Raw genomic sequence first — 18769 nt, forward strand, 5'->3', positions numbered from 1 at the left:
ATGTAGATGAAGTTTTGTAAAGACATACAGTATCTATATACTGCAAAAAATTGAACATAAGACGCCGATATATTAAGTAATCCTTACCTTTTAATCTGCAGATTGGCGAAAGCAAATACAATAGCTTCAGTTTCATGATAAGGGGGCTGGCGGAGTTTGTCAAGGAAGTTTTTCGTTTCTGTGAACCACCTGCTAACCGACAGCTAACATTAACTACCGATATCGTATCTGAAGAAGCCCCCTGGCCATTCTAAAAAATTTAATGCTGAGTACACCTTACTTTTGGCTTCCTCTATAGTGCTCCCTTCTGCTACTATATTTAGCACTCTTCCGCCATCGGAAACTAAGTTACCACTTTCATCGAATTTAGTACCAGCATGAAACACCAACACACCAGGAATGCTTTCAATCTTATCTAATCCTTTAATTACTTCTCCCTTTTGATAATCACCCGGATAGCCTTTACTTGCAACAACTACACAAACTGTAGATTTGTTGTTAAGTTCCACCATTTTGACATTTAACTTTCCTTCTGCAACTGACAACATCAATTTTAACAAATCGCAATTTGAATCAAATCTAGGTAATATAGATTGCGTTTCTGGATCACCGAATCTAACGTTATACTCGAGAAGTTTTGGGCTATCTTTGCAAATCATTAAACCAGCAAAGAGTACTCCTTTATAAGACGTACCCATGTTAACCAATGCTTGAGCTGTAGGGTATATTATTTTTTGGATAATTTTTTGCTCCATGTCCTTACTTATAATTGAAGGTGATGAGTACGACCCCATACCTCCAGTATTTTGGCTTTCATTACTTTCATCAACTCTCTTATAATCTTTTGCACACCCAAGAGTTACTACTTTCAACCCATCAATAAGAGCAAAAAAACTTACTTCTTCTCCAACTAAAAACTCTTCTATGATTATTTCTTCACCTGATTCACCAAATTTTTTCTCCACTAGCATTGAATTTATTGCTGAAAAAGCTTCGCTTTCTGTATTACATATAACCACCCCTTTTCCTGCTGCAATTCCATTTGCTTTCACTACAAGTGGAAACTTTATTTTATTGCTACGTACAAAATCTTTAGCTAACCCTTCATCAACAAAACACTCGTACTTGGCAGTTGGTATACCATATCGTTTACACAGTCCCTTGGTGAAAGACTTCGATCCCTCAAGTTTTGCAGTTGCTTGACTTGGAGCAAAAACATTTATTCCCTCTGCAACTAAATCATCAGCAAGCCCATCAATTATTGGTTGTTCTGGACCAATAACAACCAACTCTATATTTTCTCTCTTGCAAAATTGTGTAACATCCACTGAATTTTGAATATTTACATCCACAAGAACTCCCAAATTTTCCATGGCCTGGCGACCAGGAGTTACATATAACTCAGTCAAGATAGGAGATTTTTTTAGAGCCCAAAGTAGAGCGTGCTCACGCCCACCAGAACCTATAACCAGAACCTTCATCTTTATTTCCTCGCTTTTCTATATGTCAAAATTATTACTTGCTCATAACGGTATCATTACTCATGTATTTTTGCAAGACGTTTGGTATTGCAATCGACCCGTCAGAATTTTGATAATTCTCCATTATGGCAATAATCGTTCTTCCTATAGCTAAAGCTGAGCCGTTTAAAGTGTGAATATATTTTTTCATCTTTTTATCAGTTTCTGAAGAGTATTTAGTGTTCATCCTTCTTGCTTGAAATGCACCACAATTTGAGCAGCTTGATATTTCTCTATATTTATCTTGCTCAGGTAACCATACCTCTATGTCATAAGTCCTTTGTGCAGCAAAACCCATATCACCACTACAGAGTAGCATTACTCTATACGGTAATTCTAGTTTTTTTAATATCTCTTCAACAATACTCGTCATGCGCTCAAGTTCATCATTTGATTGGTCTTCAGTTGTGATACTAACCAATTCCACTTTACCAAATTGGTGTTGCCTTATCATACCTCTCGTGTCTCGCCCTGCGCTGCCTGCTTCTTTACGAAAGCACTCCGAATATGCAGTAAAGCGAATAGGCAGTTCTTTTTCTTCCATTATTTTGTCAGCAACTAAATTTGTTAAAAACACTTCACTTGTGGGAACCAACCTCAATTCGTCGGTAGTTAAATACGAATCGTCAGAAAATTTCGGTAGCTGACCAACATTATACATAGCCTCGTTTTTCACCAAAGTCGGGTGGTACACCTCAGTATAGCCAAATTCATTAACATGCATTTCAAGCGTAAAATTTATTAGCGCTCGTCCAAGCTTAGCTAACTGTCCTTTTAATATCGTAAATCTTGATCCGGAAATTCTCGCCGCTTGTTCGAAGTCTATTAAACCTAATTTTTCTCCGAGTTCATAATGAGATTCTGGTACAAAATCAAACTGTCTTTTTCCTCCATATCTTCTCACCTCTAAATTAGAGTTCTCATCTGCGCCTATTGGCACATCTTGCGCAGGAATATTCGGCAAGTTAGATAAAACATTCACTAACTTATCCTTTTCTGCTTGTTCTTTTAAGCTGATTGCCTCTATCTCATTTGTGATGCTTTTTGACAACTCTATTTGCTCTTCACAGGGGCTCTTGCTCATTTTAAGCTTTTTTATTTCCTCTGTGATTTCATTGCGCTGCCTATTCAAATCCTGCAGTTTAGTGGTTAATGATCTTTTCTCGTGATCGATTTCTAATATCTCTTCCGCAGTAGATTCTCTAATTCCCCTGCTTTTCATTGCCTTTTCAAATCCTTCAGGGTTTTTGCGTATATATTCTATATCGTGCATATATTGTGCTATTACTAACATTGTTACTGTACTCCAAAAGCTCTTAATATTCAATATTTTCTCATACTACTAAAATTATTATGGTTGATTTTTTTGTTAGAATTTGTTAAAATTTAATTAACTTAGGGTTCATAGGGTGTAGTATGTTGGGCATTACAAAAAATAATCAAAAAGAGAGCACTTACTTTGCTGGTGAGGAATTCGTTATCTACGCTACTTGTGTATGCCTAGCAGCCACATTCGCTGCTGGCTGTTTAGGGGCGGTAATAGGATCCCCTCTATTGACCTTTCCACTTGCTATGCTCATCTCTAACCCCGTAGTTTGGGTTTTAATGGGAATAATTCTTACAGTAGCATACAAAATGGTTGTTGAACCTTTATTTTACTTAGCGAAGAACTATATTAATGGAAAAAGAGCTTCAAAGGGGGAAAAGAGTGAAGAAAAAGATACAGAACTACAAGATTTGCAAGGCAAGACTCCAGAAAAGCAAGCAAGACCGAAAACTCCTGATAGGGATAGTGGTGTTATTACATCGGAAATAGCTATAGATAATAATTCTTTTTTACATCAAACAGAGAAAGAAAAGAATTATAATTACAAATTAACTACTACTGATATTAGAGATATTGTAAAAAGCAAATATGGGTGGATAGCACACAAAAATAAAAAAGGCTTAAAAGATACTTCTGAAGGTGTGATTTTTGCTTGTCCTGACTCTACATCATCTTTAGAGCAAGAACTAAAAGAATATAACAATAAAGTAGAACGAGAGGGTAGTGATTTAGTGTTCACTTCAATCCTTAATTTAAATGGAAATCATTGGGTAACACTGGGTGTTTCTTACGACGAAAAGAGTGAAAAGTTTAGAGCTTGCTATTGCGATTCATTTGGTGAACCATTACCAGAAGAGGTATCAAGTGCGCTACAGAAAACTCTAGGAATAGACAATAGTAGTATTAGAAACTCAAAAGCTAAACAACAAGATGATAAGTATAATTGTGGAATATTTGCCTTAGAGAATGCTAAGAAAATTACAGATATGCTGAAAGCAGGCAAATCGTTTGATGAAATTGATGATCAGCTAAAATATGAACTTAGTTCAGAGCAATTAATAGAGAAGAGAAAAGAATTTGCAAAAGCGTTGAAAAAGGATGAACAAAGCAGGGCTGGCACACCAAGCCCTGTATTAGGTGGTCCAGGAAATATAAGTCGTAAAGATAGCGGAGTAAGTTTAGATTCAGTAGAAAGTAAGCAAACAAAAATTGTTCAATATAATACTACAGGTGATGGCAACTGCTTTTTCCATGCGGTATTTGGTGATAATAGCTCTGGTCAATATAAAACTGAAAAAGCACAAGATATGAGAATGGAATGGCACAAATTTTTAAGTCAATTTAACTCTTTGAATAATCCAAGGGTGCCTGAGTTATTGAAGGGACAGATGCAGAAAGTTTTTGGTGCATTCTTAGAAAATCCAAATCATTTGATTGGTATGTCAGACTCAATAAAAGATTTGGTTCAGCATACAAACAGACGGGTAGAGAAGATCAAAAAAAAGACTAATAAATTAATAAAAAAGTTATGTTGTCTTACGACATTAAAAGAAAATGAAGTTATAGGTGATTTAAGAAGCATTAGTGCTAGTAATCTCAATATTAGTGAAAGAAAATATGATAGAAATTATAATAGTGATACTGCAGCAAATTCTTTTCTCAATGGCAAATCCATTTATAGATCTTATCTAGAGGCAATCAGCAGCCAAAGTTACCATGTTTTCATAGAAGAAATTTCTATCTTAGCTTCGCTGGCTAATATTGAAATTGACGTCTACTATAAAAATAATGGTAATGATGTAAATACATTGTTTCTGCCAAATGCGGGAATGATAAATGAAGGTTATCAGCAGAACAACGAGCTATGGGGAAATAAAGAACAAGAAACGGTATACTTGGCACCTGGTCATTATGAGAGAGCTGAGATAGTAGAGGTAGAGCCTTCTCTTATGGAAAAAGTAAGTTCGGCTATACAAAGTGTTGTAACAGTATGTGTAAATGCGCTAGGTTTGAACACATAGAATATATGTCCCTACAAGTAGGAAATTTGACAATTGATTCTCCAGTTATTTTAGCTCCAATGTCTGGAGTGACTGATTATCCGTTTAGAAGTATTGTGAAGAGACTTGGTGCAAGTTTGTTAGTTTCAGAGATGATTGCAAGCAGAGCTATGATTATGCAAACTCGCCAGAGTTTGCAAAAAGCAAAAGTCGATGCATTAACTGCTGTGCAGCTTGCTGGGTGTGAGCCAGATGTTATGGCGGAGGCTGCAAAATTAAACGAGGACATGGGAGCAAAAATTATAGACATAAACTTTGGTTGCCCTGTTAAAAAAGTTGTAAACGGTTATGCAGGATCAGCGCTAATGCGTGATGAGAAAAAAGCCGCTGAGATAATTGAAGCTGTGGTCAAAGCAGTGAATATGCCAGTTACGGTGAAAATGCGCACTGGATGGAACGATGAAAATCGCAATGCCCCGAGACTTGCGAAAATTGCCGAAGACTTAGGAGCAAAAATGATCACTGTGCATGGAAGAACAAGAGCGCAGCTTTATAATGGTCAAGCAGATTGGAAATTCGTTAGAAATGTTAAAGAGCAAGTGAAAATTCCAGTTATAGTAAATGGTGATATTAAAAATTTAAATGATATTCAGAATGCTCTCAAAGAATCTGGAGCAGACGGAGTGATGATAGGTCGTGGTGCCTACGGTAAACCTTGGCTGATTAATCAAGCAATGAACTTTCTCAGTGGAAGTGAAACTTCTGAGCCAACAGCTTCAGAGAGATTAAGCATCATACTCGAGCATTACGACAATATTCTTGAGTACTATGGAAATGACACAGGAATAAAGATGGCCCGCAAACACATAGGTTGGTACAGTAGCGGGCTTCAAGGCTCATCTGAATTTCGTGTGAGAGTAAATAACATGACAGATAGCACAGAAGTGAAAGAAAATATTATTGGCTTTTTTGGTCAAGAGACACACTAGCTGTACTCAATTCGACTGATCGTATGCTACTACGCTCTCTTCCTCACCAGAGTGTAAATGACAACCATTATCCATCAACCATTCCTCGTCATAAGTTTCAATATCAAAATATTTTTCATATTTATCCACATTATCACAAAGTGAAAGTGCTCTGATCTTATTCATAATCAAACCTGTACCAGCAGGAATTAATCTTCCTACTATAACATTTTCTTTTAATCCACTTAAAGGATCACTCTTCCCGCAGAATGCTGCTTCTGTAAGTACTTTTGTTGTCTCTTGGAAAGAGGCAGCAGAAATAAAGGAGCTAGTTTCAAGACTTGCCCTAGTAATCCCCTGCAGAATAGGAAGATAATGAGTAGGCCGTTTGCCAGAGTTACTCATAGCATCATTTTCCCTATCAACTTCCAGCTTGTCAATGCTTTCGCCAACCAAGTACATAGTATCACCAGGATCAGTAATTTCCACTTTTTGTAGCATTTGTTTTAAGATCACCTCTAAATGCTTATTGTCTGTACGAACACCCTGCAATCTATAAACTTGCTGTATTTCAGAAATCATATAGTGCGCTAAAGCTTCTAACCCAAGCACACGTAAAATATCATGGAGATCAGGGTCACCATCCATCAATAGATCACCTTTACGTACAAAATCACCTCCATTGACTATTACATGCTTACTTCTTGATACCAAATATTCAACTGGAGAAATTTGTTCATCTACAGGTTTAATTAATATACTGCGTTTTCCTCTACGGTCTTTTTCAGAAAATGCTACATAGCCATCTATCTCACTAACAATAGCATGCTCTTTAGGACGACGTGCTTCAAATAACTCTATAACCCTCGGTAAACCACCAGTAATATCACGAGTTTTAACTGACTCTCTTGGTGTTCTTGTAATAACATCACCTGCATGAACCTTCTGGCCATCTTGTACATTGAGCACTGCACCGATTGGTATAAAATAACATGCTTCAACGCCACTTGCGAGTGTCATTACTTTACCATTATCGTCAAGCAGCACAATACGAGGACGTAAATTAGCTCCACCAGAATGCAATTTCCAGTCTTTTACTACTTTGCTTGATATTCCTGTAGATTCATCCATCACTTCAGTGATCGAAATTCCATCTTTTAAGTCCTGATAAGACACTGTACCAGTCTTCTCCGTGATAATAGGCAATGTATAAGGATCCCATTCCGCAACTTTATCGCCAATTTTTACTGACCCACTCTCATCTACATAAAGCTTAGCGCCGTAAGGTACACTGTGCTTCAACTTCTCACTACCAAGGCTATCAATCAACACGACTTCACAGGAACGGCTTATCACAATTTTATTTCCGTTTCTATCTATAATTATATTACTATTGTTTAACTTTATTTTAGCATTAATAGAAGCTATAATATTCGAGGATTCAACGCCTCTAGTCATTACTCCACCTATATGAAAAGTACGCATCGTTAACTGAGTACCTGGCTCTCCAACAGATTGAGCAGCTATAACACCAACTGCTTCACCTATTGAAACAATTTTACCAGTTGCAAGGTCTCTTCCATAACATAAAGAACATACACCAGGACTTATTTCACAAGTTAAAGGCGATCTAATTTTTACAACATCAAGACCTGCAATGCTGATTTGCTTTACTTTATCCTCATCAATTAATTCCCCTGCTTTTACTAATAGTTCTTTTGTCACTGGGTTATATATATCATTTGCAGCTGTTCTACCCAGCACAACACTCTCTAGAGATGCAACTATAGTACTTCCTTCAACTGTAGCTCTCACAACAAGACCATTTTTTGTTTTACAGTCATGCTTTGTAACTATGCAATTTTGAGATACATCAACTAAACGACGAGTTAAGTATCCAGAGTTTGCAGTTTTAAGTGCAGTGTCAGCTAAACCTTTACGCGCACCGTGAGTAGAATTAAAGTATTCAAATACGTTCAATCCTTCACGGAAATTAGAAATTATAGGTGTTTCTATAATCTCACCAGAAGGTTTGGTCATGAGCCCTCGCATTCCTGCTAGCTGTTTCATCTGTGAAGTAGAACCCCTTGCACCAGAGTTAACCATCATATACACTGAGTTGTACTTACTATTTCCATCATATATAGATATTGCTTTTAACATATCATTAGCTATCATATCCGTACACTTAGACCATTCATCTATAACCTTGTTATACCTCTCACTTCTAGTTATTAGCCCATCTTGATATTGCATAGAGAATTTCTTAATTTCACCCCTCGCGTGATCAACATGTGTAGCTTTAGTTTCAGGTATAACCATATCACAACGACCAAAAGAGACACCAGAAAATGTGGCATACTCAAAGCCAAGTACCATTAATTTATCAGAAAATGCCACTGTAGCACTTTGACCACAGTTACGATATACCAAATCAACTATACCAGTTATTTCCTTGACTGTTAATATCTGATTTATTAGATCGAAGCCTAGATTCTCATGCTTAGGAAAAATTTGCCATAATATTAAACGGCCAGGAGTTGTACAAACAGTTTTATAGTGAGTTTCACCGCTGCTATTAATATACTCCATCCTATACTTTATACCAGAATGAATATGCAAAGTACCATCACTCAAGGAATGCTCAACTTCACAAAAAGCACCAAAAGATGGTAAATTATCTTCCTTAGGTTCTTGTAAAGTCAGATAATATATACCAAGTACTATATCTTTACTAGGAACTATAATCGGTCTGCCATTAGAAGGACTTAAAACGTTATTAGTGGACATCATCAACACCCTAGCTTCAAGCTGAGCTTCCAATGAAATTGGCACATGCACTGCCATTTGATCACCATCAAAATCAGCATTAAACGCCGTACAGACAAGCGGATGAAGCTGTATTGCTTTGCCTTCAATAAGGATTGGCTCAAAAGCCTGAATACCAAGTCTATGTAGCGTAGGCGCTCTATTCAACAAAACAGGATGCTCTTCTATTACCTCTTCAAGCATATCCCAAACTTCTGGTTTTTCTGCTCTTATCAACTTACTAGCAAACCTAATAGTTGGAGCCATACCATACATCTTAAGCTTTGAGTAAACAAAAGGTTTGAATAGTTCAAGAGCCATTCTTTTTGGTAATCCACACTGATTTAGTTTCAAAGTTGGACCAACAACTATCACAGAACGTCCAGAGTAGTCTACCCTTTTTCCTAAGAGGTTCTGGCGAAAACGACCCTGTTTTCCTTTTAACATATCACTAATGGACTTTTTATATCCAACAGCACCAGCTTTATTTACCAAAGTATTACGACGACTATTATCAAAAAGAGAATCAACTGCTTCTTGTAACATCCTTTTTTCATTACGAATCATAATCTCAGGAGGATTTAAGCTCAACAATTTCCTCAACCTGTTATTTCTATTAATAATAGTCCTATAATGATGATTCAGGTCAGAAACTGCAGGACGACCACTCTCAAGCGATACCAAAGGACGCAAATCAGGTGGTAAAATAGGTATAGTTGTAAGTATCATCCACTCAGGCCTATTTCCAGATTTAATGAAGTTTTCAACAATACGCAATCTCTTTATAATTTTCTTTCTTCTTATCTCAGAAGCAACAGATTCTAATTCTAGTCTTAAATCCTTCCTAATTTCATGTAAATCAAGGCGCGTTAGCAACTCTCTTATAGCTTCAACACCTTGCATAGCTACAAAACTATCGATCCCATAGCTATCTCTAGCTTCATTATAAGCTTTTTCACTAATAATCTCACCTTTTTCAAAAGGCGAAACAAGAGGATCTATTACGATATAATTATCGCTATATAAAATATTCTCAATATCTCTGAGAGACATATCCAATAATGCTCCAATTCTTGAAGGAAGCGATTTCAAAAACCATATATGAGCAACAGGAGATGCAAGCTCTATATGACCCATCCTTTCTCTTCTTACTTTAGAAGATGTAACTTCTACTCCGCATTTTTCGCATATGCGACCTCTGTGTCTTCTTTTTTTGTATTTTCCACATAAACATTCATCGTCATTGACAGGGCCAAAAACCTTAGGGCAAAATAATCCACCTTTCTCAACTTTGAACGTACGATAATTTGCAGTTGAAACATCTTCTATCTCACCACAAGATATACGCTTAATACTTTCAGGGCTAGCAATCGATATGCTAACCTCATTAAAAGGTTGTGCAATGTTAGTGTGAGATATATCTTCAATCACTACATCATTTTGCTTTAAATCTACATTTAAACATAAAGAACGTAGTTCTTTTATCATCACATTAAAGGATTCAGGAATTCCACATTCAAAATTACTGTCACCTTTTATTATCGATTCATAAATCTTAACTCTACCATTAATATCATCAGACTTCACAGTTAACATTTCCTGCAAAGTATAAGCAGCACCATAGGCTTGTAATGCCCAACATTCCATTTCACCAAAACGCTGACCACCAAAATGAGATTTTCCTCCAAGAGGTTGTTGAGTAACCAAACTATAAGGCCCTACTGAACGCGCATGAATTTTACCATCAACCAAGTGGTGCAACTTAAGCATGTACATGTAACCAACTGTAACCTTGCGGTCGAATTTTTCACCACTGCAACCGTCATATAATACAGCTTGTCCAGAGTTATCTAAACCAGCAAGTTCAAATAATTTTGCTATTTGTTCATCTTTTGGACCCTCAAATACAGGTGCAGCAACAGGAACGCCATCACGTAATTTGCGTGCAAATTCAATGAGATTATTATCACTAATATTACGAATATCACTACAGATAGATACGTTACTGCCATAGCTATAAACCTCAATCAGGAAGTTACGTAAATTGCTGTATGAACTTTTACAAGAGTTCAAATAGTTCTCTACTAACTCATTCAACTCGTCATTTAGTGCATTCTTATTAGGTGTATTTAAAACAGAAGCCGTTATTTCATCATCGTCAATATTTTCAATTTTTTTATTATCAAGGTATGCTACTGCAAATTGTGTAAAATTATCATCGTTAAGGGACCTAATTCCCTTGCAAAAAGCACTTTTGATCTTATTGATCTCATCGAGAATATTACTTACCTTTTCCCCTAATTTTCTACAAGCCCAACCTACATGCGTTTCCAGTATTTGCCCTACATTCATTCGTGAAGGAACACCAAGAGGGTTAAGAATAATATCAACAGGAGTACCATCTTCCAAATAAGGCATATCTTCCACTGGCACAACTCGAGAAATCACACCTTTATTTCCATGTCTACCAGCCATTTTATCCCCCGGTTGCAGACTATGTTTCACAGCAATGAAAACTTTTACTGACATCGACACACCTTGAGGCAGGTCATAACCTTCATGTAATTTTTCTACTTTTCGCTTAAACTGTGCTATTGCATGTGATACTTTTTCATCAAAATCTTTTTTTAAGCTCTTAACTTGCTCAGAAATGGATTGGTTTTTTAATCCTACACCCCACCATTGCTCACGTTCAATAGAGTCAAATTTTTCTCGATCTTGAGAACCAGAATTAATAAGAAGTTTCTTCAGTTCATCATAGAAATATTCACTAGTAACATTGATTATATAATCTCGTTCTTCCTCAAAGTCATTTATCTCTTTTTGTTTGATGAGTAATGCCCTTTCATTTTCTTCAACCCCCCTACGTGTAAAGACTTGTACATCAATTACTGTCCCTTCAACATCTGGAGATGTATATAAAGAGGAATCCGCACAATCGAATGACTTTTCACCAAAAATTGTCATTAATAACTTCGTTTCAGGAGGCAATGAAAGAGAAGGTTTAGGTGTAACTTTACCTACCAGAATATAGCCTGGACCAACTCTTGTACCAATTTTCACTATACCACTATCATCCAAGTGATATAGATTTTCTTCATTAACACCAGGTATAGCACGAGTTATTTTTTCTGATCCTAAAGGGGTATCATGTACAACACAGTCAAATTCTTCTATATGAATAGAAGTAAAGAGATCTTTTTTAACAACTTCACTAGAAATAATAATAGAGTCTTCAAAATTATAACCTTGCCAAGACATAAAAGCGACTAGCAAATTTTTACCAAGCGCCAACTCACCACTGTTAATTGCAGGACCATCAGCTATTACATCACCCTTTTTAACATAATCACCTACGCACACTAGCGGTCTTTGATTAATACAAGTATTATGGTTAGAACGCTGAAATTTCCTTAGATGATAAATATCTACGTCCAAGTAGTTAACCCTCTCTTTATCAAAAGCACGTATAACTATAGAGTTACTATCAGAACTATCAACTATGCCATCGCGTTTTGCTAAAACTACAGCACCAGAGCCAGAAGCTACAAAAGACTCCATACCAGTAGCAACCAGAGGAGCGGTAGGCTTCAATAAAGGTACGGCCTGACGTTGCATATTTGAGCCCATTAATGCTCTATTAGCATCATCATTTTCTAAAAATGGAATCAAGGAAGCTGCAACTGATATTACCTGCTTAGGAGATACGTCAATGTAACTAACTTGGTCGCTACTTACCATGACGAAGCTACCAGCATATCTACAGTATAGCATGTCATCAATAAAGCAATTATTTTCATCAAGCTTTACGCTAGTGTCAGCTATATGATGTGAGCCTTCGTCTATAGCAGAAAGATACTCAATTTGATCAGTAACAACCCTATTGACTACTTTTCTATAAGGGCTTTCAATGAAACCATATTTATTAATACGCGCGTATACAGCTAAGCTGTTGATTAACCCTATATTTTGCCCTTCAGGAGTCTCAATAGGGCAAATTCTTCCATAATGAGTTGGATGAACATCACGCACCTCAAATCCTGCCCGTTCTCTTGTTAAACCGCCAGGACCTAACGCGGATAACCTTCTTTTATGTGTTATTTCAGACAATGGATTAGTCTGATCCATAAATTGAGATAATTGAGAAGAATTGAAGAAATCTCTTAAGACATTAGTTAACACTTTTGGATTAATAAAATCAGATGGAGAAACTTTATCTAAACTAGAAGTGGACATAGAATCAACTATTGCGCGTTCCAATTTCAACAACCCAGTTCTAAATTGATTTTCTATAAACTCTCCAACTGATCTTACTCTTCTGCTTCCTAAATGATCAATATCATCTACAGATCCTTGACCGTCACGTAACAATACTATTTTTTTCACAATTTCAATAATATCTTCATGCGTTAAAACAGTTAAATCCTCATCATAATTTAATCCAAGGTAAGAGTTAAGCTTCAACCTACCAATGTTAGACAAATCATAATATTCCGGACTGAAGAAAAGATTACGGAAAAACTCTTCTACTATCTCTAAAACAGGAACTTCACCAGGACGCAAAACTCTATATATTTCATATAGTGCATCCTGATAAGACATGTTTTCATCTAAGAAAAGCGTATTTAATATATAAGGTCCAACAAACAAATTATCTATGTTCAACACTGATATTTCATCTACAGATAATAACTCAAGCTTCTTTATGTCTTCCAGCTTTATGGATTCACCAGCAGATAAAATTTTCGTAGAGCTAGCACTATCCATTAAATCTTCTGCGAGGAATAAACCACATATAGAATTAAAAGGAACCAGATACTCTTTCAATTCATTATCATATAGCTTTTTAGCTAGTCTTGAGGTAATACGAACGTTAGCTTTAAGCAGCACATTACCTTCAATATCCATTAAGTCGAAAGGCAGCCTCACTCCTTTAAATTTATCAGGAACAAAAGGCACTTTCCAACCATCTTTATGTTTTACATACTTTATTTTCTCATAAAATCTATCGAGTATATCATTATTTGATAGACCCAACGCCTTTAATAAAACTGAAATTGGCAATTTTCTTTTTCTATCAACACGAAAATACAAATGGTCTTTAACATCAAATTCAATATCAAGCCAAGAACCCCTATAAGGAATAATTCTAGCAGAATAGATCAATTTACCAGAATTGTAAGTTTTTCCCTTATCGCTATCAAAAAACACACCAGGAGACCTATGCATTTGTGAGACGATAACTTTTTCCACACCATTAATGATGAAAGTGCCCTTATCAGTCATCATAGGCAACCCACAAAAGTGGACTTTCTGCTCTTCTATAGATTTTACAACGGTTGCAAGTTTAGAATGATCTCCACTCTCTTTAATCGATTTATATTCATCAAGAGAAATACCATCCTGCATAACAACAAGACGTATAGAAGCAATAACCTGAGCAGAAAAAGTTACACCACGCTTTATACACTCAGATTCATCATACTTAGGATCATCTACCCTACAACTTATAAACTCAATAGTAGCCCTACGCAAAGGATCATTTATTGGAAAGATTGTATGAAAGATAACTTCAAGTCTTTCATTACCCTTATTCTTAGGAGCAAAAGAATCATATGATTCTTTTTGAACCTTAACCAAATCCAATAAAGAATCTTTTAAATCAATCGACCTAGAATAAGAAACTCTAGGAACAAAAGCACCAGAAGCGTACATATAAGAAGAATCAACCATTAAAATACCCCAAACTAATTAAAAGAGCTATATCAATATAAAATTAATACATTAAATATTATTCAAGCTCCACTTTAGTTGCTCCTGCTTCAATAAGTTTTCGCTTGATTTTTTCTGCTTCGTCTTTAGGAACATTAGCGGTCAAATCTTTAGGTAAAGATTCAACCAACTCTTTTGCTTCTTTTAAACCCAATGTAGAATTAACCTCTCTCACAGCTTTAATAACTCCTATTTTTTTACTCGCATCAATTTCTTTAATCACAACTTTATACTCAGCTTTTTCTTGAGCAGCAGGAGCAGCAGCATTATCACCAATAGACGCCCCAGCACCAACAGCTCCACCAAGAAAAGAACCAGCAGGCAACCCTATTTTCTCTTCTAAAACTTTTACAAGTTCAGAAGCCTCTAATAGGTTTAAAGATAATATTTTATCAACCAAATCACTTGTTACATTACTCATAATTACCACCTTACTTAACAACAAATTTATTTTTTAGAACTATAATAATCCAAAACTCTCATAAGCCTCATAGAAGATGAATTAATAGACAACGCTAACCGAGCAGGAATATCATAAGATATTAAACGCATAATTTTAACACGCAATTCATCCAGAGAAGGCAACTTAGCCAGTTTATTAACATCTTCCACTGTTAACAATTCATTTAAATGAGCTGCGCAAATCACAGACATTTTTTCCTTGTTAGCATTAGTAAAATCAACTATTAATTTTGCAGCTTCTACTATGCCACTAGAGTATATAATAGCAACAGGACCGGAAAATTTGCCTGATAAACAAGAGAATTTACCAGTCCTCTCCAAAGCCAAGCGCGCTAGAGTGTTTTTAACTACTAATACCCCACCTGCTATAGACTTCAGACTATTCCTCAGAGTTAATGAATCATTAGCATTTATAGATTTCAAATTTACTAATATCAAGAAATCATTATTTACAAATACGTTTATTGTGCCCTGTATAAATTCATCCTTATCTTTACGCTTCACGGTATCACTCCCTTAAATTATATCTTCCACTTTGCCTATCTTATAAGCTTTACCCATAGTTGAATTTAAAAAAACACCCTTAAAGTAAATCCCTTTCGCAGAAATAGGTTTATTATCTTTAATTACTTTAAGAAAGGCTTTTAAATTTTCTAGCAAGTCATCAATATCAAATTTAATATTTCCTAATTTACCATGAATAACACCATTTTTATCTGTTCTAAATTTTACCTGACCAGACTTAATGGTTTCAATAGCTTCTGCAATGTTAGAAGTCACAGTACCAAATTTAGGGTTAGGCATCAGCCCTTTAGCACCCAATACTTTTGCAATAGGAGTGATTTTTGCCATAAAATCAGGAGTAGTAATGCACCAATCAACATCTAACTTTCTACCTTTTTTTATTTCTTCAACTAAATCCTCTCCTCCTGCAATATCAGCACCAGCTTTTTCAGCTTCTAATAAATGTTTATCTTGAGCGAAAACAGCTACTTTAATATTCTTCCCGATACCTTTAGGCAAAACTACTGTACCACGCACCTGCTCTTCAGATTTACGTGAATCTACGCCTAAATTGACCGCAATATCAACTGATTCATTAAATTTTGCTGAAGCAGACTCAACAATCTTCCTCAAACACTGCTTAGGATTATCATTATATGTATTCATTTACCTAACCTTCCACAACTTCTATACCCATAGATTTTGCAGTGCCTACAACCATTTTCACTGCTGAATCTTCATTATCCACTTTCATATCAACCATCTTGCACTTTGCTACTTTAATTATAGCAGACATAGGTAATTTAGCCACTAATTCTTTACCAGGATTACCAGAACTTTTACTTAATTTAGCCTCCTGCTTAAGTAAATAAGCCACAGGCGGACCGCTGACAGTAAAATCATGAGAGCGATCATCCTTTATGGAAATTCGCACTGTTACTAAATCGCCCACTTTATAATTAGCGTTAGCAGCACTAGTAACTTTATTAAAAGCTTCACAAAACTTAGGAACAGGTATACCACGTGGACCAAGTACTGAAGCAATTTTCGGTCCTGGAACTGCTTTCCCAGCTTCCATAAGTAAGCTAATCTTAGCAACTATAACACTCATAATTAATCCTCTATTTTCTCTACTTGAGCCAGATCAAGCTCTATTATTGTCGGCTTACCTAAAATCGATACTTCCACATTAATAATTTTTTTCTCATCATTTACCATATTTACCTTACCAGTAAAATTTTGAAAAAGACCATCATTAATTTTCACTTTTTCACCTTTTTCATAACCATAACCTAACTTCTTTGTCTCTTGAGCATTATAAAGTGCATTACACATTGAGTGAATCTCATCATCCAAAATCACCTTTGGAATATTACCGTTTTTCAAAAATCCATAAACCTTAAGAGATTTTGGTATATTATTGATAAAATTCAATACTTCATCGCATAAATTCACGTATAAAAAGACATAACCAGGAAAGCATTTCCTTCGTGTAGCAATTTTCTTAGATTTCAACTCTACTTCACTTAGCTCTTCATATGGAATAAAAACTTCCTTAAAGTAATCATTAACACCCAATCTCATAGAATTTTCCAATACATGTTGGCGCACTTTCTCTTCACAATTAGAAGCAACTCTCAAGACATACCATTTATACCTATTAAATTCTTTACACTTTAAACTTATCTCATCATCTAAAATCATCTCAAAATTACCAGATTCGCCACTGCAGAATCCAGGCGTTTGATTCAAAATATTTTTGCTTTCATCACACAGATGCATATATACATACACTTCACATAATTCTTTTATGTCAGACTTTGAATTACATACCGTTTGATAAGGAATAAACACTTCCTTAAAATAAACAGCATTACTTACCAATTCGCGTATACCTTGCTCATATCCATAATCAACTTTAATGATATACCATCTATATTCACATTCCATAAATAATTCCAAATAAAGCCTTAATTACGTAAAGAGACATAAAATCCACAAAACAGAAGAAAATCGAAAAGCACAATATAACAATCACTACAACAAATAGAGATGACAACACCTCCTGTTTCTTTACCCAAGCAATTCTTCGTATTTCTTGCTTTATATCACAGAAAAAACCACACAAACTTTTTAACATTTCCACCACAACATTAATGCAGGAGCGATAGGAATTGAACCTACAACCTCTGGTTTTGGAGACCAGCGCTCTACCAATTGAGCTACACTCCTATAACTCAAACTCTCACTCCAAAATTTCAGAAACAACACCAGAACCAACAGTTCTACCGCCTTCTCTTATCGCAAAACGCAATCCCTTATCCATTGCTATCGGTACTTGCAATTCTACTTCTACACTCACATTATCTCCTGGCATTACCATCTCCTTCCCATCTAGCAATTTTATGCTCCCAGTTACATCCGTTGTCCTTAAATAAAACTGTGGCTGGTAATTCGCAAAAAATGGTGTATGCCTTCCTCCTTCCTCTTTCTTTAATACATAAACCTCCGCCTTAAACTTTCTATGCGGTGTTATCGTCCCCGGTTTCGCTAATACTTGCCCTCTCTCCACTTCTTCTCTTTTTGTTCCTCTTAACAATATTCCTACATTGAGTCCTGCACTTCCCTTATCCAGCAACTTCTTAAACATCTCAACACCTGTGCATATCGTCTTTTGCGTCGCTTGCAGACCTATTATCTCTATCTCTTCTCCCGCCTTTATCTCTCCCTTCTCTATTCTTCCTGTTACCACTGTTCCTCGCCCCGATATCGAAAATACATCTTCGATTGGCAATAAAAATGGTAAATCCACAGGCCTTGGTGGAACCGCTACATATTCATCTAACTTTTCCATCAATTTGTCTATTGATTTCTTTCCATATTCGCTGCTGTCATCCTCCAGCGCCTTGAGTGCTGAACCAACCACCACAGGCACTTCATCCCCTGGAAATCCGTATCTACTCAGTAATTCCCTCACTTCCATTTCTACTAAATCTATCATATCAGCATCAGCAACATCAGCTTTATTTATATACACCACGATATATCCAACACCTACCTGCTTCGCCAGCAATATATGCTCTCTCGTTTGTGGCATTGGCCCATCAACCCCCGACACTACCAATACCGCCGCATCCATCTGTGCTGCACCTACTATCATGTTCTTTACATAGTCAGCGTGTCCAGGACAATCAACGTGTGCATAATGCCTTTTTTCCGTCTGATACTCAACATGCGCTGTTGCTATCGTTATCCCCCTCTTCCTTTCTTCTGGCGCTTTATCTATCTGATCGTACGCTACAAAATTTCCATAATGCTTCGTTATCGCCGCTGTTAACGTCGTCTTCCCATGATCCACATGTCCTATTGTTCCCACATTTACATGCGGCTTTCCAAATGCTTCCACTA

The 18769-nt window shown here is 36.2% G+C and carries 12 protein-coding genes and 1 tRNA gene; 2 read left to right on the top strand and 11 right to left on the bottom strand.

Features of this window, described 5'->3' with window-relative positions:
• Positions 1-209: 209 nt before the first annotated feature.
• Both purD and serS read right to left on the bottom strand, forming a co-directional pair.
• On the bottom strand, positions 210-1481 hold the full coding sequence (purD, locus tag OZD63_RS03675) for a phosphoribosylamine--glycine ligase (protein ID WP_264705519.1): 1272 nt from the start codon (positions 1479-1481) through the stop codon (positions 210-212).
• Between the two features lie 34 nt (positions 1482-1515).
• Positions 1516-2793, bottom strand: coding sequence for a serine--tRNA ligase (gene serS, locus OZD63_RS03680; RefSeq protein WP_274980055.1), 1278 nt, complete (start codon positions 2791-2793; stop codon positions 1516-1518).
• 143 nt (positions 2794-2936) lie between these two features.
• Here serS and OZD63_RS03685 point away from each other — a divergent pair, with 143 nt between their 5' ends.
• Together OZD63_RS03685 and dusB are read left to right on the top strand one after the other, a co-directional pair.
• A complete protein-coding gene (locus OZD63_RS03685) occupies positions 2937-4868 on the top strand; it encodes a Ulp1 family isopeptidase (protein ID WP_274980046.1) in 1932 nt (643 codons plus the stop codon).
• Between the two features lie 5 nt (positions 4869-4873).
• Positions 4874-5836, top strand: a complete 963-nt coding sequence (gene dusB / locus OZD63_RS03690) for a tRNA dihydrouridine synthase DusB (RefSeq protein ID WP_274980047.1) — start codon at positions 4874-4876, stop codon at positions 5834-5836.
• Positions 5837-5842: 6 nt separating this feature from the next.
• Here the strand turns inward: dusB and OZD63_RS03695 are convergent, their stop codons facing one another.
• The 9 genes from OZD63_RS03695 to tuf all read right to left on the bottom strand — a co-directional run bounded on the left by OZD63_RS03695 (position 5843) and on the right by tuf (position 18767).
• Positions 5843-14356 carry a DNA-directed RNA polymerase subunit beta/beta' gene (locus OZD63_RS03695; RefSeq protein WP_275008148.1) on the bottom strand — a complete coding sequence of 2838 codons (8514 nt, stop codon included), beginning with the start codon at positions 14354-14356 and terminating at the stop codon, positions 5843-5845.
• Positions 14357-14414: 58 nt separating this feature from the next.
• Positions 14415-14816: a 50S ribosomal protein L7/L12 gene (gene rplL, locus OZD63_RS03700; protein ID WP_275008150.1), complete on the bottom strand. Its 402-nt coding sequence runs from the start codon at positions 14814-14816 to the stop codon at positions 14415-14417.
• 26 nt (positions 14817-14842) lie between these two features.
• Complete coding sequence (gene rplJ, locus OZD63_RS03705; RefSeq protein ID WP_275008151.1) at positions 14843-15361, bottom strand: 50S ribosomal protein L10; 519 nt, start codon at positions 15359-15361, stop codon at positions 14843-14845.
• Between the two features lie 12 nt (positions 15362-15373).
• On the bottom strand, positions 15374-16027 hold the full coding sequence (gene rplA / locus OZD63_RS03710) for a 50S ribosomal protein L1 (RefSeq protein ID WP_274980051.1): 654 nt from the start codon (positions 16025-16027) through the stop codon (positions 15374-15376).
• A gap of 4 nt (positions 16028-16031) precedes the next feature.
• Positions 16032-16472, bottom strand: coding sequence for a 50S ribosomal protein L11 (locus tag OZD63_RS03715; RefSeq protein WP_274980052.1), 441 nt, complete (start codon positions 16470-16472; stop codon positions 16032-16034).
• A gap of 2 nt (positions 16473-16474) precedes the next feature.
• Positions 16475-17311 (bottom strand): transcription termination/antitermination protein NusG, encoded by an 837-nt coding sequence (nusG, locus tag OZD63_RS03720; protein ID WP_275008153.1) that lies wholly within the window; start codon positions 17309-17311, stop codon positions 16475-16477.
• Complete coding sequence (gene secE / locus OZD63_RS03725) at positions 17301-17510, bottom strand: preprotein translocase subunit SecE (RefSeq protein ID WP_338062915.1); 210 nt, start codon at positions 17508-17510, stop codon at positions 17301-17303. The genes nusG and secE overlap by 11 nt, the downstream gene beginning before the upstream one ends.
• Positions 17511-17520: 10 nt before the next feature.
• A tRNA-Trp gene (locus tag OZD63_RS03730) sits at positions 17521-17593 on the bottom strand.
• A 13-nt stretch (positions 17594-17606) separates the two neighbouring features.
• Positions 17607-18767 (bottom strand): elongation factor Tu, encoded by a 1161-nt coding sequence (tuf, locus tag OZD63_RS03735; protein WP_274980054.1) that lies wholly within the window; start codon positions 18765-18767, stop codon positions 17607-17609.
• Positions 18768-18769 lie beyond the last annotated feature (2 nt).

It is taken from the genome of Wolbachia endosymbiont of Drosophila leontia (assembly GCF_028981785.1).
GTDB classification, from domain to species: domain Bacteria; phylum Pseudomonadota; class Alphaproteobacteria; order Rickettsiales; family Anaplasmataceae; genus Wolbachia; species Wolbachia pipientis.